The 24,166-nt window shown below is 44.2% G+C and carries 16 protein-coding genes; 6 read left to right on the top strand and 10 right to left on the bottom strand.

Features of this window, described 5'->3' with window-relative positions; all coding sequences use genetic code 11:
* Nucleotides 1-64: 64 nt before the first annotated feature.
* Genes NBH06_RS10835 through NBH06_RS10815 form a run of 5 tightly spaced genes read left to right on the top strand, consistent with a single transcriptional unit; the run spans nucleotide 65 to nucleotide 4,331 of the window.
* Nucleotides 65-325 carry a DUF4492 domain-containing protein gene (locus NBH06_RS10835; RefSeq protein ID WP_021891865.1) on the top strand — a complete coding sequence of 87 codons (261 nt, stop codon included), beginning with the start codon at nucleotides 65-67 and terminating at the stop codon, nucleotides 323-325.
* A gap of 6 nt (nucleotides 326-331) precedes the next feature.
* Nucleotides 332-1,885 (top strand): cytochrome ubiquinol oxidase subunit I, encoded by a 1,554-nt coding sequence (locus tag NBH06_RS10830; protein WP_250794290.1) that lies wholly within the window; start codon nucleotides 332-334, stop codon nucleotides 1,883-1,885.
* A 6-nt stretch (nucleotides 1,886-1,891) separates the two neighbouring features.
* Nucleotides 1,892-3,043: a cytochrome d ubiquinol oxidase subunit II gene (gene cydB, locus NBH06_RS10825; protein WP_250794289.1), complete on the top strand. Its 1,152-nt coding sequence runs from the start codon at nucleotides 1,892-1,894 to the stop codon at nucleotides 3,041-3,043.
* A 58-nt stretch (nucleotides 3,044-3,101) separates the two neighbouring features.
* On the top strand, nucleotides 3,102-3,704 hold the full coding sequence (locus NBH06_RS10820) for an IMPACT family protein (protein ID WP_250794288.1): 603 nt from the start codon (nucleotides 3,102-3,104) through the stop codon (nucleotides 3,702-3,704).
* A 6-nt stretch (nucleotides 3,705-3,710) separates the two neighbouring features.
* Nucleotides 3,711-4,331, top strand: coding sequence for a sugar O-acetyltransferase (locus NBH06_RS10815; RefSeq protein WP_250794287.1), 621 nt, complete (start codon nucleotides 3,711-3,713; stop codon nucleotides 4,329-4,331).
* 7 nt (nucleotides 4,332-4,338) lie between these two features.
* On the opposite strand, the gene NBH06_RS10810 is transcribed toward NBH06_RS10815, so the two are convergent.
* The 10 genes from NBH06_RS10810 to NBH06_RS10765 form a co-directional block, all read right to left on the bottom strand.
* Entirely contained in the window at nucleotides 4,339-6,078 is a 1,740-nt protein-coding gene (locus tag NBH06_RS10810) for a hypothetical protein (protein WP_250794286.1), read from the bottom strand.
* A 22-nt stretch (nucleotides 6,079-6,100) separates the two neighbouring features.
* Nucleotides 6,101-6,814, bottom strand: coding sequence for a YjjG family noncanonical pyrimidine nucleotidase (locus NBH06_RS10805; protein ID WP_250794285.1), 714 nt, complete (start codon nucleotides 6,812-6,814; stop codon nucleotides 6,101-6,103).
* Nucleotides 6,815-6,957: 143 nt separating this feature from the next.
* Nucleotides 6,958-7,962: a phosphodiester glycosidase family protein gene (locus NBH06_RS10800; RefSeq protein ID WP_021891871.1), complete on the bottom strand. Its 1,005-nt coding sequence runs from the start codon at nucleotides 7,960-7,962 to the stop codon at nucleotides 6,958-6,960.
* A gap of 12 nt (nucleotides 7,963-7,974) precedes the next feature.
* The gene (locus NBH06_RS10795; RefSeq protein ID WP_250794284.1) at nucleotides 7,975-10,566 is read right to left on the bottom strand and encodes an endonuclease/exonuclease/phosphatase family protein; all 2,592 of its coding nucleotides are present in this window, start codon (nucleotides 10,564-10,566) and stop codon (nucleotides 7,975-7,977) included.
* Complete coding sequence (locus NBH06_RS10790; protein ID WP_250794283.1) at nucleotides 10,551-13,028, bottom strand: phosphodiester glycosidase family protein; 2,478 nt, start codon at nucleotides 13,026-13,028, stop codon at nucleotides 10,551-10,553. Before NBH06_RS10790 ends, NBH06_RS10795 begins: the two co-directional genes overlap by 16 nt.
* A 110-nt stretch (nucleotides 13,029-13,138) precedes the next feature.
* A complete protein-coding gene (locus tag NBH06_RS10785; RefSeq protein WP_155011988.1) occupies nucleotides 13,139-14,926 on the bottom strand; it encodes a T9SS type A sorting domain-containing protein in 1,788 nt (595 codons plus the stop codon).
* Between the two features lie 88 nt (nucleotides 14,927-15,014).
* On the bottom strand, nucleotides 15,015-16,766 hold the full coding sequence (locus NBH06_RS10780; RefSeq protein ID WP_155011987.1) for a RagB/SusD family nutrient uptake outer membrane protein: 1,752 nt from the start codon (nucleotides 16,764-16,766) through the stop codon (nucleotides 15,015-15,017).
* Nucleotides 16,767-16,786: 20 nt separating this feature from the next.
* The gene (locus NBH06_RS10775) at nucleotides 16,787-20,044 is read right to left on the bottom strand and encodes a SusC/RagA family TonB-linked outer membrane protein (RefSeq protein ID WP_250794280.1); all 3,258 of its coding nucleotides are present in this window, start codon (nucleotides 20,042-20,044) and stop codon (nucleotides 16,787-16,789) included.
* A gap of 98 nt (nucleotides 20,045-20,142) precedes the next feature.
* A complete protein-coding gene (gene glpT / locus NBH06_RS10770; RefSeq protein WP_250794278.1) occupies nucleotides 20,143-21,468 on the bottom strand; it encodes a glycerol-3-phosphate transporter in 1,326 nt (441 codons plus the stop codon).
* 22 nt (nucleotides 21,469-21,490) lie between these two features.
* The gene (locus NBH06_RS10765) at nucleotides 21,491-23,059 is read right to left on the bottom strand and encodes a glycerol-3-phosphate dehydrogenase/oxidase (RefSeq protein WP_021890964.1); all 1,569 of its coding nucleotides are present in this window, start codon (nucleotides 23,057-23,059) and stop codon (nucleotides 21,491-21,493) included.
* A gap of 229 nt (nucleotides 23,060-23,288) precedes the next feature.
* Between NBH06_RS10765 and NBH06_RS10760 the strand changes: the two genes are divergently transcribed.
* Nucleotides 23,289-24,053 carry a DeoR/GlpR family DNA-binding transcription regulator gene (locus NBH06_RS10760; protein ID WP_040295879.1) on the top strand — a complete coding sequence of 255 codons (765 nt, stop codon included), beginning with the start codon at nucleotides 23,289-23,291 and terminating at the stop codon, nucleotides 24,051-24,053.
* Nucleotides 24,054-24,166 lie beyond the last annotated feature (113 nt).

Here is a 24,166-nt window from a genome sequence, read left to right as displayed (position 1 = left end):
ACAAATTTGTATTAATCATAAATTTTACCGAATATTGTGAACATATTCGTTGAAGATAATACGCATGGAGGAAAACAAGATTTTGAAAAACAATAGTATCCCTCTGAAAATCTGGCGATTTTATATGGAAGGATTTCGAAACATGACCTTAGGTAAAACTCTTTGGGCAATTATCCTCATCAAGTTGTTCATCATGTTTTTTATCTTGCGGTTATTCTTTTTCCCCAATATCTTGCAACAGAAATACGATACCGACGAGGAGAGAGCCAACCAAGTCATCGAGAATCTCATTACTCCGAATAATCCTAAAAATCAACAATCATAAGTAACCATGAACGATCTTTTTTCCCTTGTAGATTGGTCGAGAGCACAATTTGCACTCACCGCCATTTACCACTGGCTATTTGTTCCCCTTACATTGGGACTGGGAGTAATCGTGGGTATAATGGAAACCATTTATTACCGTACCGGCGACGAACGGTGGAAAACGATTACCAAGTATTGGATGACCCTTTTCGGAGTCAATTTTGCAATCGGAGTAGCAACGGGTATTATCCTCGAATTTCAGTTCGGCACGAACTGGTCGAATTATAGCTGGTTCGTAGGCGATATTTTCGGAGCTCCCCTTGCCATAGAAGGAATTATGGCCTTTTTTATGGAAGCGACTTTCATCGCAGTCATGTTTTTCGGCTGGAACAAAGTCAGCAAAAGATTCCATTTGGCCTCTACATGGCTCACGGCAATAGGCGCTACCATATCGGCTCTTTGGATATTGGTGGCCAATTCATGGATGCAATACCCTGTGGGTATGAAATTCGACCCGGAAACTGCACGAAACGTTATGGACGATTTCTGGGCACTGGTACTCTCACCCGTCGCTGTCAACAAATTTTTCCATGCCGTCTCGTCCGGCTGGGTATTGGGCGGTATATTCGTAGTGGGGGTAAGCGCTTGGTATCTGATTAAAAACCGGGAGAATTTCTTAGCCCGTAACAGCATTCGTGTGGGAGCTTGGGTAGGATTGATAGGCACGCTCATCGTAGCCTACACGGGCGACGGTTCCGCTTATCAGGTCGCAGACAAGCAGCCTATGAAACTGGCGGCTATGGAAGGAGTTTACAACGGTAAAAACGGACAAGAACTCATCGCTTTCGGGATACTCAATCCCGACAAGAAATACGACAACGACGAGAAAGAATTTCTTTTCGACATACCCATACCCAAACTGTTATCCATCTTGGCGACCCGGGAAATTGACGGATTCGTTCCCGGAATCAACGATATTATTAACGGAGGTTACGTCGACAAAAATCTGAAAGGAGAGGAAATCATCGCTCTTTCCGCCCAAGAAAAGATGGAGCGAGGCCGTTTAGCCATCGCAGCTCTCGCCGACTTCAACGCCGCCCGAAAGGATAACGACACAGAGGCCATGAACGAAGCCAAAACAAGGTTAGAGGCAAACTATGAATATTTCGGTTACGGATATATCGACTCGGTAGAACAGCTCATTCCACATGTGCCGTTCGTATTCTATTCGTTCCACATCATGATTATTTTAGGAGGCTATTTCCTCTTATTCTTTATTTTCATTTTGGTACTATCCTATAAAGAGAAATTGCAAAATTTGAAATGGGTGCTATGGATTGCCGTTCTAACGATTCCTCTCGGATATGTCTGCTTGGAGTCAGGCTGGATCGTAGCGGAAATGGGACGCCAACCGTGGGTAATACAAGATATCATGCCTACCTTCGCAGCGATCTCTAACATCGAAGTGGCCTCGGTGCAAACGACATTCTGGATGTTTACCGTACTGTTTACCGTACTGTTGATCGCCGAAGTAGGCATCATGTTGAAACAAATAAAAAAAGGAACCGAACAAAAATAAAAAACTATGGAACTGAATGAATTATTTTACCAGAACTACTGGTGGTTTCTTATATCGCTGTTAGGCGCATTATTGGTATTCCTGTTGTTCGTACAAGGCGGTCAATCCCTATTGGCAGTCATGGGTAGAACCGAAACCGAGAAAAGCATGATGGTGAATTCCTTAGGCCGCAAATGGGAATTTACGTTCACCACCCTCGTCGTATTCGGAGGAGCGTTCTTCGCCTCGTTTCCTCTATTTTATTCGACCAGTTTCGGCGGAGCCTATTGGTTATGGATGGCCATACTGTTCAGCTTTATCATACAAGCCGTATCATACGAATACCGTTCAAAGAGCGGGAATTTCCTCGGGAAAAAGACCTACGACACCTTTCTTTTAATCAATGGTATCGTCGGTCCCGTATTATTAGGTATAGCCGTAGGCTCGTTTTTTACAGGGTCGGACTTTATCGTCGACAAAGGGAACTTGACAACCATAGGCTCTCCGGTTATCAGCAGTTGGACAAACGATTGGCACGGGTTGGAAGCTATTCTCGATGTCCGTAATCTCTTGCTCGGATTTACTGTTCTATTTCTTGCCCGTACGCAAGGAGCCTTATATTTCATGAACAATATCAAGAACGACAGCATTTTCGAGAAATCCCGGAAACAAGTATTATTCAACGGCGTTTTATTCGTTATTCTCTTCCTGTCGTTCGTTACAGCGACCCTGTTGGCCGACGGCTATGAAGTAGCTACCGATTCGGGCATTATCGCCGTTCGTCCCTACAAATATTTCTTCAATTTCGTGGAAATGCCGTGGGTCGCTATTCTGTTTTTGACAGGAGTCGTTTTGGTGTTATACGCCCTTATCCGTTCCGTTTTCGGTCAACACTTCACAAAAGGAATCTGGTTTTCGGGCATAGGAACGATCTTAGTAGTTCTCAGTCTGTTTTTCATCGCCGGATATAACCATACGGCTTATTATCCCTCGTCCGTAGACATGCAAAGCTCACTGACGATTTACAACAGTTCTTCCAGCTTGTTCACCTTGAAAACCATGAGTATAGTATCGTTACTTATCCCATTTGTTCTCGCCTATATCGTTTACGTCTGGCGAGCTATGGATGCCAAGCCTATCACTGCCCAAGAAATGGAAAGCAACGAACACAAATATTGACACTTGCGTATTCGCAGAAAAGAGCTTACTTTTGTTCGTTAAAGTAAGCTCTTTTTTTATGGACGATACCTACCTCACCATATCGCGCACCTCGGAAGGAATTTATAAAGAAAAGATGAGTAAATTCCTTGCATTCGCCATACCGGTTTCATCGGTGGAAGACGTCAAAAAGCAACTCGAAAAATATCAAAAGGAGTATTACGATGCTCGTCATGTCTGCTGGGCGTATATGCTCGGGCCCCAACGAGCCGATTTTCGCTCGAACGATAACGGAGAACCTTCGGGAACGGCCGGAAAACCTATCCTCGGACAAATCAATTCGGCGGGACTAACCGATATTCTCATTGTCGTCGTCCGATACTTCGGTGGAATAAAATTAGGCACGAGCGGACTAATCGTCGCCTATCGCGAAGCCGCCTCCGAAGCCATTGCCGCGAACGAAATAATCGAACGGCAAGTCGAAGACGAGGTACATTTCGGATTCGAATACCCTCTGATGAACGAAGTTATGCGTATCGTCAAGGAAGAAGGACCCACCATCGTATCTCAAATATTCGATATGGATTGCGAGATGACCCTACGCATACGCCGTTCGCTGATGGACAATTTAAAAAAACGTTTATCCAAAGTAGACGGAGTTCATTTTATAAATGAAGAATAAACAAATATGACAGAAAAAGAGAAAATGGAAAAGGGGGAATTGTATGATGCCGTAATCCCCGAACTAATCGAACAATTGCTATCTACCCGAGATAAAATTTTTGAACTCAATCATCTGAGGCCCTCTCAATTAGAAGAAAGAGAAAAACTCATTCGGGAAATCATCGGTACTACACCCGAAAAATTCATAATCATATCGCCTTTCTTTTGCGACTATGGGCATAACATTCACTTGGGCAAAAATTTCTTTGCCAACTACAATTGCGTTATGCTCGACGAGGCTCCCATCACCATAGGCGACAACGTGTTCATCGCCCCCAACGTGAGCTTCTATACGGCAGGTCACCCCTCCGATGTCGAGCGACGAAACGAATGGCTCGAATACGCATGGCCTATTACGGTCGGGAATAACGTATGGATCTGCGGAGGAGTTACCATCACTCCGGGTGTAACCATAGGAGACAATAGTATCATTGCTGCCGGGAGTGTCGTCACAAACGATATTCCGTCCAACGTCATCGCCGGAGGAAATCCTTGTCGGGTTATACGCACCATAACCGAGAAAGACAAGCTCCGGTCATTCAGTTGGGAAGAAAAAAAAGCAAAAAAACAAGTTAAACCCGCATGACGGAAACTCATTCGTCTTGCCCCTCGTACCGATTATTATCGCTCCACTTTAATTGAAACGAAGGACGGAGCGATAATATCCACGGCTGGTCGGTTTCAAAATCGAAATCCGTCCTATTCATATAAATAGGACAAGGAATATCGAGCTTGTCTTTCATTTCCGTATCGGGGAATAATTTATATGGAATCGAACGCCGTTCCAATTTATCGAGAAACGAGTAGTTCCGGGTATACAGCTTCGCCTCTCCCGGCGAAGACTCCATCTTTTCCAACACATAATCTATCGTTTCCTTATACACGATATTCTTGACCGCTAAGCCAGACAAACAGATAAAAATGTCGGCAGAAAGCAATGAAAGAATCAGTATATGCAGTCCACGGGAGAAACGGGTTTTCAACCCGAACCGTTCGGCATAAAACAGCATAACGAACGGGAATAGATAGAAAAAGGCGACATATCGAGCCCACCACCCCGACGGAAGAATAACCAATGAGACGAGCAACCCGACAAGAACCGACAGATACCAACGCATACGACGAATATGCCCCGTACAAACGAACAAAACGATAGACAACAAAATCGCTTCGAAAAAGAATATACCGAATCCTCCGATTCGAACATCAGACGCGACCGATGATAAAATATCGATTTTAGAAATCCCGAACACATGTATGTCTTCGGACAGCATATCGTCGGAAGGATTAGAAGCCACCGATATTAAAGCCGCCTCGGCATTAGATTTTCCTCGTATCGCCGGCAATACCTGACAATCCATAATATCGACTTTACCATTCCCCGAAAGAGGATAAACAGGAGAACCGTGCTCTTTCCAATTAGTCAGATAGGGATTGTATGCACCAACACCAATCCCTGACAAAACAACGACCGCACATACCGCAGTCAATCGAAAGGAATGTTTATAACGGCTTTTTCTCAACAATGCAAAGAAACAGATTCCTCCCCACAACACGACCCAAAAGAAAATATTGAATTTTATCGCTGGAATAAAGAACAATAACAATAAGTCGATATGCAAAGCCCTTTGTATCCCTTTCACAAAAAAGAGATACATGTTAATAAGAAAAATAACCAAAAGCGTATAAAGGGTCCAATCTATATAATAGGTACACATCTGATTAATCACGACCGGATTGAGAGCAACCACCAAAGCAATCCATATGCATAAATATTTATTCATCGTCGGCAAACAATAACATAAGAATAAATAGATATATACTATGGAAGAAAATACGAACCATAAATTCAATGCTTTACCGGCATCCAGATTCCCCATACAGGAAACAATCGTAGCTGCGATTGTTTCGATTCCTCTTGGATAATGCTCTACCCATAAAACAGTATACCCATCGATAGGAGTAGGGCTGCACGCAGAAGAATAGATCGGGTTCCACCCGTTCACCAACTCCCGAATCGTACAAGCATGATACCATTGACCGTCGAACGACCGATCGTAAATACAAGCGGATAACCCAAGAGTAACCGACAGTACGACAAGCACGGCAACAGTCGTGGTCCACCTCACGCATCCCCGGATTCTCTTATCGGAACACTCCCATAAAACCGATATACATACAGCAATCGGAAAAATAAAACTATTTATTTGCAAACCTACCCATAAAGATAACACGGCCAGCACATAACTGACCAAAGGTATCGCAATCAAGAGCCGGGCGAAAGACTCCATCGAAGCGGTTTTATCCGTTGAAAAACAGTGAAAGAATTTCATCTTTATGGATTCTGGCAATCGGTCATAAAATTTGTTTTATTTCAGAAAGGGAAGTAGCGGTATAATCGGGTCGGGCTCCGGGAATAACGAGATTATCCCTGTTAAAATAAATAGTCTTCCAGCCGGCATTCATGGCTCCCAATATATCGGCATCGTAATTATCGCCGACAATCAATGTTTCCGAAGCCTCTGCCCCCACAATCTGCAAAGCATAGTCGAACAAACGCCGGTCGGGTTTGGTAATACCTATTTCATCGGAAAGAATCAATCGTTTGAAATAATGAGAAATACCACCCGACTCCAATTTACGGGATTGAACCTCGGCAAAACCGTTGCTCAATATATACAAGGGATAGCCTCTTTCCGTAAGATAATCCAACAATTCGACCGCTCCCGGAACCAATGTCTTCTGCTGGGACAATACATCGAGGTAGCGATCGTTCAAGGCCATGATAAACTCCTTATCCTCGGACATTTTACTACCTGCATGCCGAAGCGGACGAGAAAACCGCTCGACTATCAAATAATCTTTCGTTATCCGATTGTGATGATACAACTCCCACAATTCGTGATTCGTCGCCATATACAACGACTTGAATCGGTCATAATCGGGAATCTCTTTTTTCAATGCAAACTCATCGTAAACTTGCCGCAAAGACAACACGGAATTTGCCCTGAAATCCCATATTGTATCGTCCAAATCGATAAATAGAACCTTACATAGCAATTCAGACATACGTTTATTATTTGGCACAAAGATAACGCAAACAAAAGCCGAAACAAAAAAATTTGTTTCGGCTCACAAAATTTATTTTCACACCTCTATACACAGATATTCAAACTCTTCACATGAATCGATATTTTCATACGGTATCACATTCAGTCTTTCTCTACGATAGCCAATCCATTCCCGACAGCTCTGGGAGAACCATCGGAAGGACGATTACGAACAATAAACGAAGCCTTCGCCTTTTCATCTTCGTCCCGCAAAACCATTGTCGAGGAACCTCCCCCGTCATAATTCACGGCATCATAGCTACCTATTCCCCACATAAAATCGGCCAATTCGTAAATATCCAAACCCTCGGCATAATTCGTTCGCCGGCCATCTACCACCACGACGTACAACGTTTGTTTGTCTTCCGACAGTCCTATTGCCGTACGGGGGTGTGTATCGCACAAATATGTACCTATACTGCTGATCCCGTCATTAAATACACCTCGTTTAATCAAACAGCCCAAACCGCCCAATGCTTGATAAATATCGGCTTTATGTTTGATAACATTGCTGGCAATATCGATATCCACCTTTCCGTCTTTTGTCATATAGACCGTAAATTCATGATTGGGATCTTGCCACCAATCGCTCAACGGATATCCGTCTTTCCAAAAAAGATGTTTCGGTTTAATTAAAGTCGTTTCACCTTTCGAGTCTTTTTCATACACCCAAAAACCACCGTTCACGGCAACATGTACCCGGCGTCCCGAATTTTCGAGATACTTCGTCTGTTCGGGAATCGTATTGACTTTTGTCGGCATGGTATTCACTTCACCGAACGGTGTAGTCGTCGCAATAGTCAATTTATTCACGTCGACTTCCGCCACATAAGCATGCTGGCGAGCCTTAGCCGTGTGAAAGTCAATCTCGGAAAATACCAATCCCGGATACCGCTCCTCTGTCGTCACCCGGTTTACTTTCACCACCAAATCGGTACGACTCAATATTTTCTTCACCAAAACCGAAGTCGTATCGGTCGTAACCGGGAACGAAGGGGTATTATCACCCTCTTTCGAAGGTTCGTCTTTCGATCCGCAAGCTACAAAACCGAATATCAAACCTATCAATAAAAGTTTGCTCCAATAATCTCTGCCTAACTTTATCATAATATACTTCAATTAATTATTTTTCAACACTTTGGTAAATTCTATACCACCCGACCTATCGTTGGTTTCCACCATATAAACACCGGCTGGCAAAATCGACACATCGACAGGTCGACCCGAAACCGCCTCTCCTTTCATTTGCAAACTCCCCGACAGATTATATATTGTATATCCAACTGTAAAACTATCAGAAATAACATAAAGGTTATCTTCCGAAACAAAAACTCTTATCGAATTCTGTTGTACATTAGGTTCCATGCCCGACTCTCCGGTATATTCATAAGCACCTATCATAGAGCCGGTAGTATTGCGTATTACGCCTCTCCCATCGACAGCCAGATTATCCGTATAAACTCCATTATCGTTTATGTCGATATAGAAAGTAGATTCCCTCAGAGCAGCAGCACTCAATACATTCAGGTTATTATTTCCGCATGCAACGGACTTCACTTTTACAGTAGGTGCAAATCCCCCATTATCGAATAACAGCAAGGATAATTTTCCATCGACGATTTCACTATCCAACACTTTCTGCAAATCCTGTACACAACGGTCATAATTGCGACATACCATATCGGTAGATTTTGCCGTAATATTCATTCTATCTGCTCCACCATACAAATTATATGTAGAGTTTTGCAAGGAGGCCGACTCTCCTAAATAGACTTCCCCCGCAGCGGCAGCCGAAGAAAAATTACCGGCGATTATGTTATTTACCAATCTCACCTTTCCCGAAATCACATGTACGGCAGAACCGTTGAAATTGACCGAAGGAACGCCGCTCGTCGTATAACACGAATCGGTATTGCCGACAATCGTATTATTCACCAAATTCAAACTTCCCGACCCCGACTTAAAATAAATAGCGCTACCTCCATTGGTTTTATCGGAAAGCGAACTGCTTTTCGCAGTCAACCGATTATTGACGAATGTATTATTGACAAATGTACTTACCATATACTCCGACTCGCCCATCTGCGTATAAACCCCGTTCCGACTACTGACATTATCGGCTATCGTATTCCCCGACAACAAGGAAAAAATCACACCGTCCGAATATCCCGAACTACCTTGTGTCGCTCGATTCTGCACGAAATAGGAATCAGATATATGCGACCGCCAACCCGGAGAAGCCAAATAAAATGCTCCACCCTGAGAACCGGATTGATTTCGAGCAAACATCGTCCGATTTATATTCAAATTTCCCCCGGAATATATAGCACCTCCATACGCCAAAGCATAATTATCACACAACTCCACATCTTTCAAAATGAGGTCTATTCCTTTCGAATAAATAGCGGCTCCGCTATTGAAGCCTGTCACATCGGCATATCCCCCGGTCAACTTCAAACCGTCGAGTTCCACAAAACAAGAATCGGCAACGGTCATTATATGATAGACATTATCCTCCGCACCCGATGCAATACGACCCGACTCATCGGTCACATCGTTCCGGTTCAAATCTCCCGACAGTTCCGTTTTCCCGACTACCGAAGAGAAACTCTCGTCATATCCGCCATGAATACGAACGCTCTTATACACGTTTACCGTCGCTTGCCGACCTGCATGCGACGATGTTTCCACCGGATAGAAAACGCCTTCTGTCATAAAAATAGTATCGTGTTTCGAAGCGACATCGATAGCCTCCTGCAAATTATTGAACGGGGCGTTTTTCGAACCATCGGGAACAGCCGACGGAGTCGTGCTCACATACCACTTGCCCCGCTCCAAATTATCTTTAAATGTGCAAGTAATCAAAATGGGTAAATGATCGGAAGGCGTAATCCCTCTCCCGAAGTCTTCTGTAATCGTCTCGTAAGAAAGCACATTCACCCGATCGCAAAACACATAGTCTATGGGTTCTCCACCCGTAACGGCAGGATTCCACTGTGCAAACGTAGTACCCGGTCCAACCGGAGCCGTCTGCGTCACCTTGCGACTATCGTCTAAATAAGCATTGAATGTGTTATACATCGCTTTCTCCGCATAGTAGGCATTGAAGTCACCCACGATAATAGCGGGATAACCGTCTGCTATTTCCTGCATTTTCTGCACATTGATCCGCGCCCCTTCGGCACGTGCAAGCACGCCCTTATGGTCGAGGTGCGTGGAGAAATAGAAAAATACATCGCCGGTCGTCTTGTCCTGTAATTTCACCCACACGGTATTTCGGCGTACCGCCGTATCCCACGACAAATCCGGAGCCGCAGGGTTCGATGTCAAGAAATATTGACCCTTATCCAGCAAAGTAAACTTCCCGGCCTTGTATACGATAGTCGTATGCGTACCGCTCGTCTCGGAAATCGCTCCCCAAGAATGAGTCGCATAATCGTCGCCCAACAATTCCTCCAATTGAGGCAACATCTTGATGCTGTTCTCTTGCAAGCCCACCACATCGAAATCATGCTCCACAATATTTCTAACCACATATTCTTTCCGCACATTCCAATCTTTATCTCCCGTATCGGCCGCATTCTCCCCTCGGATATTATACGACCCCATTCTATACACAGGCGAAGCCGAAAGCCCGGCTATCATGCCAAAGAATACCACCGATAATAAAAATCTGCTTTTCATATTCAAAATAACTATCTGTTTATCCATATTTTTTGCGAGAACACTTTGCCTTCGGTCACTATCCTCATTATATACATACCTATTCCCGGAGCCGATATATGGTTGCTGTTTTCGGTCAAAGAGATCAAACACCCCGAAACATTATACAACTCGACCCGATCAACCGCCTTACCCAGCAATATCGTCCGTCCCGATACAGACAAATCCAAAGACTTACCTTCTACCGTTTGAACGTCCGAAGCATTTTCATTATAATAATTATAAACCAATTCCACGGCCGGAATATCTATCCGATAATTTTGCCCCAACGTATTTATATCCATACCCAATGTAAAATGCGAGAGCACCAATGGATAATTCGCGATATCGAAAACATCGCCCAAAACATCGGGGAAAGCTATATCGCATATATTCTCTTTATTCGCTTCGGGAATCGGTAAATCAACTGCGACTGTCTTTTTCGACGGAAGTTTCAATGTACAAGAAAACGTCTTAACCTTCGCTTCTCCCGGATTTATATGAATCCGTAATGTATCGGGCAGACTATACAGAGGAATATCCCCTGCCAAAGAAATCGTTTTCGCCGAAGTACTGTTATATAAAAACGATATTTGTAACCCCTCTTTCTCGGAATTAGTTACCGACGTATTTTTAAACCCGGCCGAGGTTGTGAAAGAAACTTTCAGCCAATCGGGAGTTCCGTCATTTATATTCAATACATGTTTCGAGGGCTCCTGCACTTTCACTTTCAGAGTATCCGACACCCCCGATATAGAGCCACATATCTCGGCCATTCCGTTTTGCAAGCCTTTCAAAACGCCATTCTCCACAAAAGCTACATGCTCGTCCGAACTGCTCCACGAAAGCGCACTCGGATTAAGAGGCACTACCTCGCCGGTACTTTTCGTCATCGACACTTCCACCGGATACTCATAATGACAATCGCTCACAATCGAATCCAATCTGAAAACGATATTATCTATATCCTCTTTCACCACGACCTCCATTTCACAAGTATATCCGGCCGGTGTACGAGCATAAATTTTACCCAAACCTATACCGTCGGCAACAAAAGTCTTACCATCGGCTTTTACATATCCTATCCGTTCGTCACAAGTAATCGTATAATTAGACATTTCCGTATTTATCAACAGTCCATAGGCATTATACCCGTAAACAGTCGGACTATATTCCTCTCCTTTGGATATGACATGCGGAGGTGTCGCAAAATCTATTCCCCCGACAAACGAAGATGCAGGCGCTGTGGAAACCACGAATACACCATCGCCGACCTTACGCTGCACACCTTTCGAACTGGGATAGTTCCTTACCCCCAACATACTGGTATACAATGTGCTCGAACCTCCTCCATCTAAATTCAGTGCCTCATCGGCTCCGGCATATCGCATCAAGTCGGCTAATTCCCGGGTACGAACGCCTCGCGAAATTTCGGTACGACCATCGCAGACCAACATAATCAAATTCTTCTTATCCTTACTGTACCCAATTGAAGTACGGGGATGCCACTCTATGGCATCAGCTCGCTCCCCTTCCGTATTCAATACCTCCCCGTTTCCCAATATCTTGGGATTACCGGTAGTCAGATGCTCCACCATAACGGTCTCGCCATCAAACGACATCGGTAAATTCACCTCTACTTCGTCCCCATCATTCAAACTTTGAATAAAAGGCCCTGCCAAGCCTTTTCCGCTAATTACGTACCCACCGTCGGGAATCACCATATTGGTTCCTCTCGCCCATGCACCTTTCACGGTCATCTTACAAGGCTTCCCGGGCACTAAGCGTTCTCCTGCTTTCGGCATCAACGCGACCTCATAATACATCGGGAAAGAACTGCCCGTCACCTGCGTCACTTGCCCCGGCATTTTATCGGTATAGAGAATAATTTTATTGTTTCCGGCGTTAACATTTACTCCCGATATCTCATACGAATCGGTAGCCGTAGTAATCGTCCCGGTAAAATCGACCGAAGCATTGCTAAGGTACGGTACTTTATCGGACGTAATTCCAAAATGACGGCATATCGCCGATGTAGATGTCCTATAAATTTCACCTTCGGCGACCGACGCATGATGCGGCCTACCGACAATACTGGTTTTTCCGTCGTTCGCGGTCCCCGACATCGCAAAAAAACCACCGTTGATTCCCGCAAAATAAAAACTTTCGCCCTCCACACTATGACTTTCCGCCATCTGTGTAACAGTTTGAGCACCGGCTAAATGATCCGTAGCGCACACTGTTCTTATATCCACATAAGGATCGGTAAGATCTACCGTCAAATAAAAAACCGTCAATGTCGTATCGGGCCCTGTCAATAACAACGATGTCTGCGTAGTCCCGGGACCTATTTTAGCATGAAACGTAGTATCTACCCGATAGTCCGTATTCCAAACTTTCCACGTAACGGAAGCATATGAATTGCATACCGTTAACCATAAAACCAACCATAAATAAATTTTCAATTTCATAGTACGACATCAAACTTATTATTAAGAAAAAAGGTAATGAGAATGTGAAAATATGCTGCCGGAAAGAACTCCGGCAGCATACCAGATGAAAAAACTACTTAATTGAGATGTTATTTAATCACTTTGAATGCCTGTCCGCCCACGGTCATAATATAAACTCCCTTAGCAGCAGAGGACAAATCGATTACTTCATTGGCCGGTACAACTTTCACGACATTACCGCTCAAATTGTAAACCGTCACGTCGGTATCTGCCCCATTCACTTGGAATATACCATTACCCAGCGTGTTTACCGAAACCTTGCTAACATTCGTCAGATCTGTAATACCCGATGTAGCATCACCGTCATAAGCTCCCACACAAGTAGTGGCAGCGCGTTTGTAACCGCGTTGATCGACAGTCAAATCGATATTCTCCGGCAAGCTCCATTCGGTTTTTAAAGCGTTCAGTTCATCGAGAGTCAAACTCGACATACGGGTCGTCGGAACCAGCGTTTGTGTATTGCCTCCATTATCACCGAAAGTAGTCTCTCCGAATACATCGGCATAGGTATATGTTTCTGCATCGTTATCTTTCAAATACAAAAGTGACGTCTTTTGAATTTCGGGAGTTTGCGTACGATCTCTCGGGGTAGTCCAAGAGGTACAATACCATGCCGTACCCGAAATATTATAACCGCCACTGTTCCATGTACCCGGACGAGCAGGACTATTACGGCTCAACAATATAGCTGTATTCGAAGGAGCTGCTTCGCCCAAAACACCGTTTACAACGTAATTATTCGCCATATAATTGAAACCGCCATAACTCATCACACCCAAACCGCGACCGACATCCTTAGTGCCATTGTTATTACTACCAACCGTACGAGCTTCTTGTTCAGCGGTATAATCTTTATTAGCAATCGTATTGGAAATCATACACATCGTCGTTCCGGGGTAGCCCATTATGACACCGAATCCTTCGGTATAGTTATCGGCAACCAAACTGTTCACCAAATAGAGGCGGACACGCTCGTCACTGCTACCCAAAAAGATCGCCGATCCGCGAAGTTTATTGGTATAAGCCGGTTTGCCATCTTCACCGTATTTATCTTCCGGATAATACTCAGTCGTAAAATAATTATCGGTAAACTGACATCGTTGCACAACCGCTGTCGTTTTATATTCTTTCTCTGCATAGCCAGAAACCGTGAACATACCTAACGCTGCACCTTTTTCTCCCGAGAAATTTTCCGAAAATACACAATCTGACACATTAGCATGAGAAGCTATTACATCAAGACCAGAAGGCCCCACATAGGCAGCTCCATTCTGAATGAATTTACACCACTGCATATCCAAATCGGTGTCAAACACCATCACCGCCCCTTTATAACTGCTGGCACTATCGTAGTTACGGAAAGCGTGTTTGAATGTAAATCCTTTTACAGTAACGTCCAATCGAATCCTTACGGTATCCGTAGGAGTAAACGATGCATTCTGTATATACCACAAGTGAGTACGGTTACCGGGAACAGCTGCCACATCGCTCTCGATAGCCCCTGAAATGACAGTTTCATAAGGAGAAGGATACGTAATATCTGTATTCGTACCCGTACTGGCAGGGTCAAAACCTCCCAAAAGAGTCACACTTCGATTAATAGCTAAATATTTGTCGAAATCGGGAGAGGACAATTTATACACTCCACCGGCAAAACAAAAGACATCGCCATCGGCAAAATTTCCTTGTTCCATATTCTCGGCAAAATAGTCATAACTAATGGCTTGTTCCCAAGAAGAACCGTCTGTTCCATCGGAACCATCAACTTTTATAAAATACGTTTCGGCCAACACGCTGGGCGCTGTCGCCAACATAAACCCTGCAACAAGCAGGCAAGAAGTCAATTTTCTTTTCATAACTACTTTTTTTAGATTAGATTATTGGTAAATATTTAATTTTAGCGAGGAGAACAGAGATAGTCACCTCCATTCTCCCCAAAATAGTTTAATAAGACAAGCCGTCTTCCCAACCCGGGTTTTGAGTCAAGCTATGATTCAATGTACGTTCGTCGGTCGGTATCGGCCACAGATAATCACGTTCCTCATTCCAAATCCGTTTCACATCTTTGTGAGGCCACATATATCCCTCGGTGTCGTTGGTCAGGAAGAAATCCACACCCAATTTGTATTTGGTCAATCCCAAACCCGACGGAGCCTGATCCTTGTAAATAGCGGTTTCCTTCTTTCCGTCTCCGTTCAAGTCGTACTTACCTTCTCCGGGGAAATAGACACCATGATACTCGTTGGTAAGCTGTTTACCCTCTTTCCAACGAATCATATCGAACAAACGGAAACCTTCGAGACAAAGCTCTACCGTGCGTTCGCGACGTATTTCCAAAATCACACCGGTCATCGCACTTTTCGTCACATTGGGATAACCGGTCACATCGGCCATCAAATAGGGATCAGGATTGGCATTCGCCTCGTCCATATCGATATGAGCATCTTCCATTCCTGCCCGGTCACGTAACAGATTGACCGAAATATCCAAATCGTCCTGCGTCAACGTTCCCAATTCGGCCTTAGCTTCGGCATAATTCAGATAAACTTCCGCCAAACGGAACAACGGGAAATACATCGGCGATTTGTTGGATTGGTCGTATTGCGGCTCCATCACATATTTGATGTATTGATAACCGGTCAACGTATATTTAGACAAGGTATTGATCATCTCCTTCGTCGTGCCTTTCTGTACATAACCGGGAGTCAGAATCGTTTGAGACAAACGGGGGTCGCGACCGGTCACTTCGGCTACGAACTCATTCTTCTCATGCCCGGGTTTATCGGTGTAACGAGAACCGTCGGCCATCAAATAATGATCTACGAAACGTTTGGTGAACGATACCCGTTGATTACCTGTCATCGAATTGCACTGAGAATTATGCAAGATAGAAAGCTCTGTACTATAACGACGTCCCAAGATGATTTCCTCGGCAGGAGCATCGAGACGAGCGAACAAATCGCGATACGGGGTAGAACCTGTCTTATAAAGCGAGAATCCTCCTTTTTGAATCAATTCCAACGAAGCGGCAGCCGATTGTTTCAGCATTTCCTCCCAATCACCTAAATTGTGATATTTACGAAACGTTCCTTCGAACAATGCAGCGCGGGATTTCAATGCCAAAGCCGTCCATTTGTTCACTTCATACGGAGTCTTCGTCTCGGGCAACATAAATATCGCTTGGTCCAGATCTTCCATTACCTTTTGCATCACATATTTACGAGAATCACGGGGTTTATACAACAGCTCATTATCCTTCGACCCGATTACTTCGTCGTAATAAGGCACATCGCCGTAACGCTGCACTTTCGTAAAATAGAAGTAAGCGCGCATAAAATGGGAAAAGCCATCATAATGATTACGCGCGTTTACATCGTCACAATTTTTACACCATTGGAAATACGTATTTATGACACGTAAATCCTCCCAATCCCATGCTTTTTCGGTACCGGGAGTACGATTGCCTAAAATCTCGTTATCCAAGATATTTTTGATGACATCGTCAGCACAAATATCATTCAGGGCATCGGCTCCGGGAAGCATGCCATAATAAGCGTTCGTCCACAGACGCAGCTCCTCTTCGCTCGAAAAATAATTTTCGGGAGCCATCGTATCCTCGGGGATCAAGTCCAAATCGGTACAACCCATCAAAGCAGCCCCGGTCAACGTACAGAATATATATAAATACTTTTTCATCGTTGTTCTGTTTTTAATCGTTAAAATGTAATGTCCACACCCACCGAGAAATTTCTCGAATAGTTATAAGCCATACCCGTGTTACCGTTTCCTCCGGCAGCTTCCGGATCGATATACTTGGTATATTTTTTCATCGGTGACCAATACCAAAGGTTCTCACCGGTAAAATAAACACGCAGTTTGGTAAAGACCTTTTTCAAAACCGGCAACGTATAACCCACTGTGAGATTCTTTAACCGGATATACGATGCATTTTGCAAGTAGCGGTCATTATTCACTCCTAATTGACTGTCTTTGAACGTCTGGTAACCGCGAAAACGGGGGAAATACCCTCCGGGATTCTCTTCGGACCAGCATTGATCCATAAAGTTCTCGGGAATAAAACTCGTGAATGCCCGGGAATAAGGTCCCCAGAAACCGGTGGAAAGATGATTGGGATACCAATCTCTTTTACCTACCCCCTGGAAGAAGATACCTAAATCGAAACCGTTCCAGTCGGCCCCTAAACGAAAACTATAATTATAACGAGGTGTCTCGTTACCGATAATCTCTCTATCACCCGGATCATATACTGTATCATCACCTTTATTGATCACATTATTATTGTCCAAATCACGGAATTTCAAATCGCCGGCACGATAATAAGGATCCACTTTATCCGACAAAATACGGGCGTTTACGAAATCTTGATTGATTTTCGAGGTATATTCAGTAGCCTCCTCGTCCGAGGTAAACAGCCCGTCTACCCGATAGCCCCAAATTTCACCCAAAACCATACCTTCATAATAGTCAGTAAGCAATTTTTCAGGATTGTTATACTTCGTAATCACCGTTTTGTTATCGCCCAAAGAGGCCGACACCGTATAATTAAACCGTTTCCCCATCAAAGCGAACGAATCGTTCCAGTTCAATGAAAGCTCCCAACCCTTAGTGCGCAAATCGGCACAATTTTCTTTGGGTTCCTTAGCACCGAAAACACTCGGCAACACATACGACTTAGCCAACATACCCTCGGTATCCCGGATAAAATAGTCGCCTGTAAAATTCAATCGGCTATTGAGGAACGACATATCCAAACCTATATTCCACGTAGCGATCGTCTCCCATGTAAGATAACTGGTCTTAGGATTGCTTGGATAAGCATATTGCAATTTGCTCGTCCCATCGAGCGTATAATTCAAGGTTCCACCTGTATTGATCTCCTCTAAATAAGCATACTCATCGACACCATGCTGATTGGCCAATTTACCATAAGAAAGACGTATTTTCGTATTATCCACTACGTCTCTGATAGGTTCCCAAAAATTCTCCTCGCTGATACGCCAACCGGCGGAAGCAGAAGGCACGAACACCCAACGGTGATCGCTGCGAAAACGGGAAGTGCCATCGTAACGGGCGCTCACTTCCAACAGATAACGGCTCTTATAATCGTAGTTCACCCGACCGAAAAAGCCGCTGTTACGCCATTCGGAGATTGACTGACTACGGGTTATCTCACCCGTCGCATTGGCAAAACTCGATAAATTCTCACTCAACAGATTCAACTGCTCCAACTTCAGATGAGTATCTCGTGCACCTCGATATTGATAACCGGCCAATGCCGTAAAATTATGCGCCTTGTTCCATGTGTGGGTATAAGTTCCATACACATTCAAGTTATGCTCGTTCGTCTCATAATGATTTTCCCGATAATAATCCTTGAAGTTACCGGTAATAATCGTTTTTTCCTCACCCTGTTTATTGGAATAGTGCAAATTATGGTTCCGAACTTTATTCAAACGGCCACGAAATTTGTAGCTATAATCTACCGTCAATACCAAATCCTTGAAAATATCGATATCGAAACGGTTTCCTATAATTATATACTTTTGATTGTTAGCATGGCGCGCGCGATTATCCACCAAATAGGGAGGAGTTCCATTAATGGTAGTATTGGCATGCGTCTCGGCATAAATAGCCTTACCTTCGGGAGTCTTGGCTGGCCACGATGACATCAAGGTTTTATCCACCTCCATCAACGTATTGTCTATGGTCGACAAACCGCTGTATTTATAAGAAGAGGAGAAAAAGTTCATATTGGTCGAATAGCGCAACCACGGCTTGATTTTCACATCGAGTTTCGCTCTTGTAGAATAAGTGTCATAAGTATCTGGGTTGATATTGAAAATACCCTCCTCACGATTATAACGACCGCTCACATAATATTTCACCTTATCGTTACCGCCTCTCACCGAAAGATTATATTCCTGTTGGGGACGAGTTTTACGGAACAGATAGTTGTACCAGTCGAAGTTGGCATAATAGCGATACGAACCGTCGTCCTGCAAAACGATCCACGGACGATCGGGATGCTCGGTCTTGTCGTTGCGACGCTCATACAGCATTTGCATTTCCTCTTCGGTATAGTTGGTAAAATTGGTCGCATATTGCGAATAATAGGCCTTATCGACCAAACTTACCTGATCGTAGCCCGTGGTCATATAATCGGTCGATGTCGTGTTTTGCGACCAACCGAAACGTCCGTTAAAACTTATACTGGCCTTTCCGGCAGCATCCGAGCCTGTCTTAGTGGTAATCAAAATCACACCCTTCGAAGCCGTCGCACCGTAAATAGAAGCTGCCGAAGCATCTTTCAAAATAGAAACCGACTCGATATCGTTGGGATTGACCATATTCAGCTCGGTCACTACTCCATCGACCATAATCAGCGGTGTGTTTGACGTCGATATAGACGATTCACCGCGAATATTCAAATCATATCCGCTACTGGAACGCCCGGAAGACATCTTCAAGTTCATCGAAGGATCGGCTCCCTGCAATGCCATGGCGACGTTACTTACCGGACGAGCATTGATTTCTTTGGCACTGATGGTTCCCACAGCTCCGGTCAAATTGACTTTTTTCTGCGTACCATACCCCACTACAACCACTTCATTCAGTAATTGATTGGATTCTTTTAATTTAACCAGAACAAAGTTTTTCCCGTTGACAGGAATACTCTGTTTTTCATAACCGACATACGAAACCTCCAACGTTGCATTGGCAGGTATGTCTTTCACAGTAAAAGCACCGTCGGCATCGGTCGAACGACCGATAGAGGTACCCGAAACTTTAACAACAGCCCCGATAATCGGTTGGTCATATTCATCTAAGACCCTACCAGTCAACTGATTACTGGCTCCTACGGACTGTGCGAACATCTGGAAACCAGACATAAAGGCGATAATCAAGAGTAAACAAGACCATCTCCTGTGCAGTGTGTTCGTTAGTAAATTCATAATTTTTTTGATTTATGGTTCTTATTAAATTAGAAGTTTCTATATATTATTATAAGGAATGAAAAATTCATTCCTTTAACAAACTATCTTTTAACTATTTACAACCGATTCTCTTTACAAAACAACATTAACACAACAGTTACGGCACAAGCGGATAGCAACAGAATAAACCCTCCGTCCCAACCGAAATGCTCGAAAATGTATCCCATACCGATATTGGCAAACACGGCCGATCCCAGCAAATAGCCGAACAACCCCGTGAAACCGGCAGCCGTACCAGCCGCTTTTTTAGGAACCAAATCCAAAGCCGAAACTCCTATCAACATTACCGGGCCGTAGATGAGAAATCCTATCGCGGCCATAGCTACGTTGGTTACCATCGCCGAAGCGCTATTCCAATAAACATAAACCGCCAGCATGACCAGCAACATATAAATAATAGTAACCGGAGCACGACGGCCTCTAAAAACTTTATCGGAAAGCCAACCGCAAAGTATAGTTCCGAAAATACCGGCTATTTCGAACGCAAAATAAGACCAACTGCTATTCGCCAAATCCATGTGCTTCACCTGTTCGAGATACATCGGCGCCCAATCTAACACACCATAACGTACAAAATAGATAAACGCATTGGCAAAAGCGATAATCCACAAAAGCTTATTATTGAAAACATGCCCGAACAGAATATCTTTGGTAGAGAGTTCCTTTTCCTGTTCGGAGGAATATGCCTGAGTACACTCTTCCGGCTTATACAGTTCGATAGGCGGTAATCCACAGGATTGAGGCGTATCACGCACCAGTAAATAGGCAATCACAGCAATGACTACGGCAACCATAGCCGGGAAATAGAAGGCTCCGCCCCAGACTCCGAAAATGGTAATACCGAAAACCGCCAAAGGAGCCATAAGAGCTCCACCGACATTATGAGCGATATTCCATATAGACATCTTTACGCCTCGTTCCCGGACAGAAAACCAGTGAACCATCACCCGGCCACACGGAGGCCAACCCATACCTTGCACCCAACCATTTACAAATAAGATGCAGAACATAAGCATGATAGAAAGCGAACTGACCGTCCACGGGATAAGACCCATAACAGTCATAATCACTGCCGAAGCTATCAATCCCAAAGGTATGAACACACGAGCATTGCTATGGTCGGAAACTGTACCCATCACGAACTTACTGATACCATAAGCTATCGAAACGGCAGACAAAGCCCAACCTAAATCGGCCTTATCGAAACCCATCTGTTCGAGTGCAGGCATGGCAATCGAAAAATTTTTACGTACCAGATAATAACCTGCATACCCGATAAATATACCGAGAAAGACCTGTAATCTTAACTTCTTATACTCCTTGTCCACCCGTTCTTTGGGAAGCGGATCGATAACCGGAGCCGGTTGGAATAACTTCAACATACACTATCCTCTCTCTAAAAAATCAGGCTAAAATATAATTTTTTGCCAGATTGGTAAAATTTTTAACTTGTTCCGTTTCCCAATTTTTATCTTTTCCCATTTCACGAGCCATAATAGCCGCTACACGAGGAGCCATTTCCATAGCAGCCCGAGCATCCATAAAGAGCGCCCGAACACGTCGTGCCAATACATCTTCCACCGTTTGAGCCATCTCCTCCCGCACAGCCCAAATAACATGAGCTACCCGGAAAGTATATCCGATATGAAGCAACTCCCCCAACGAGGCATCGTTTTCTATCAATGCTGCGATTTGGTCGGCATCGCTACCGTACACGTAATCCCAAACCGAACGGTCCACTTCTTCCCGATAACCATGTAATTGCATTTTACGAGTCACACAAGCTCTCGGTTCCAAACCGATCAAAGCAGCTACTTTATTCACCGCTTCTTCGGCCATTTGACGATAAGTGGTCCATTTCCCTCCGGTTATCGTAAGCATTCCCGAATCGGAAACATATATTTTATGATTCCGTGAAATTTCTTTGGTCTTTTTGGAATCGCTATGCGTAGGAGCAGCCAACGGCCGCAATCCGGCGAACACAGACAATACATCGCTGCGTTTCGGTTTACGAGTCAGATACTGCCCCGCCTGATCGAGAATAAAATCTATCTCCTCGTCCAGAGGCTTCGGTTCTAATGAATTTTCATTCAATGGCGTATCGGTAGTTCCCAATACGGCCTTTCCATGCCACGGTACACCGAACAATACTCGTCCGTCCCTTGTCTTCGGTATCATCAAAGCCGAATTTCCTCCCAAGAAAGCGGCATCGACTACAATATGCACTCCCTGACTGGGACGTACTTTCTTGCGACTCTCCGGCTTATCCATTTGCATGATATCGTCCACATAAACACCGGTAGCGTTCACTACTCCTTTTACATTTACTTCATACGTTCCGCCTTCGAGAGTATCTTCCAAAGCCGCCCCGCAAATCTTCCCGGAATCATTCTTAATCAAAGACGTCACTTTCATATAATTGATGCATATCGCACCGTGGTCATGAGCACTCTGCATCAATGTAATCGCCATTCTCGAATCGTCGAATTGCCCGTCGTGGTAAACCACGCCTCCACGCAAATGATCGTGCAGCAGTCCCGGCAACTCCTTCAAGGTCTGTTTCTTGGACAAAGGCAAAGACCTCCCCAAGCCCAATCGCCCGGCCAACAAATCGTAACAACACAACCCGATGGTATAAAAAGGACGTTCCCACCAACGATAGTTGCCGATAATGAAACGCATATCCTTTACCAAATGAGGGGCATTACGCCATAAGCGACCACGCTCATGCAACGCTTCCACAACCATAGATACATCGCCTTGTTGCAAATAGCGAACCCCTCCATGTACCAGCTTCGTGCTTCGACTCGAAGTCGCTTTTGCAAAATCGTGTTGTTCTACCAATAGGACACGGTATCCCCGACTCGAAGCATCCACCGCCACGCCCAAGCCCGTAGCACCGCCACCTATTATCAATAAATCCCATGGTCTCTTTTCTTCGGCCATCTGTTTTATCAAGCCTTCACGTTTCATTTTCTTATCTTTCGATTTTTGATTTCTTATTAAATCTTGCGATTACTTTCTTTTTATGTGACAAAGAAAATAAAAAAGCAAGTATAAACCAAGAAAAAATGTAAAAATTTTTCGTTTCGTTTTCTTTTCAATAATATTTCATTTCGTTTTCAAAATAAATTCTCAATATTATTTGTGCATTATTCAAATAAATTTTACATTTGTATGGAACAAATATTATAATATTATTATGCTTAGTATAGCCGAAAGACACAAACACATTCTTGACAAGCTCAATGCGCAAGGGTTCGTGAAAGTTTTAGATATCGCCCGCGAATTGGACGTGACACCTGTAACGATACGAAAAGACTTGAAATTACTGGAAGAAAAGAAATTGCTATTTCGTACACATGGAAGCGCCAGTCCTGTAAACCCTCACACGGCAGATATCAATATACATATTAAAGAGCGAATAAACAGCGATGCCAAACGGCGTATCGCCCATACAGCCATTCGTCTGCTCGATCCGAACGACTCGATTATCGTCGCCTCGGGAAGCACAGTGTATGCATTCGCCGAAGAAATTACAGACGATCTAAACCTGACAGTCGTCACGGCTTCGCTCAATGTCTCTACTTTGCTCAACCGTTTCGAGCACATTCATGTGATACAGCTCGGCGGAACATTGCGTAAAAGTTCTTTCTCGGTCATCGGCGATTTAGCCGCACAGGCATTCGACAATCTTACTTGTTCCAAACTATTTATGGGAGTAGACGGTATAGACCTCGATTTCGGGCTGACGACCTCGAACATAGACGAAGCCCGGCTCAACCAACGTATGATCGCAGCCTCACTACGAACGATCGTCCTTGCCGACTCTTCCAAATTCGGGAAAAGAGGATTCGGGAAAATCTGCACACTCGACCAAGTCGATGTCATCATCACCGACTCGGGTATTTCGCCATCGGTAGCGAAAAGCATAGAGGAAGCAGGAATAGAACTAATCATTGCATAAACCTCAAATCGAAAGGGAACAAAAGGGGCGGGAATGTTATTCCCGCCCCTTTTGTTTATCTCCGAATCTTAAATTCCATATTAACAAAGAAAAGACCTGCTTCACACGACGCA

Source organism: Barnesiella sp. B2-R-119 (assembly GCF_023656675.1).
Taxonomy (GTDB): domain Bacteria; phylum Bacteroidota; class Bacteroidia; order Bacteroidales; family Barnesiellaceae; genus Barnesiella; species Barnesiella intestinihominis.
The sequence above is the reverse complement of the archived record's forward strand: the minus strand, read 5'-3'. Positions and strand labels throughout refer to the sequence as shown.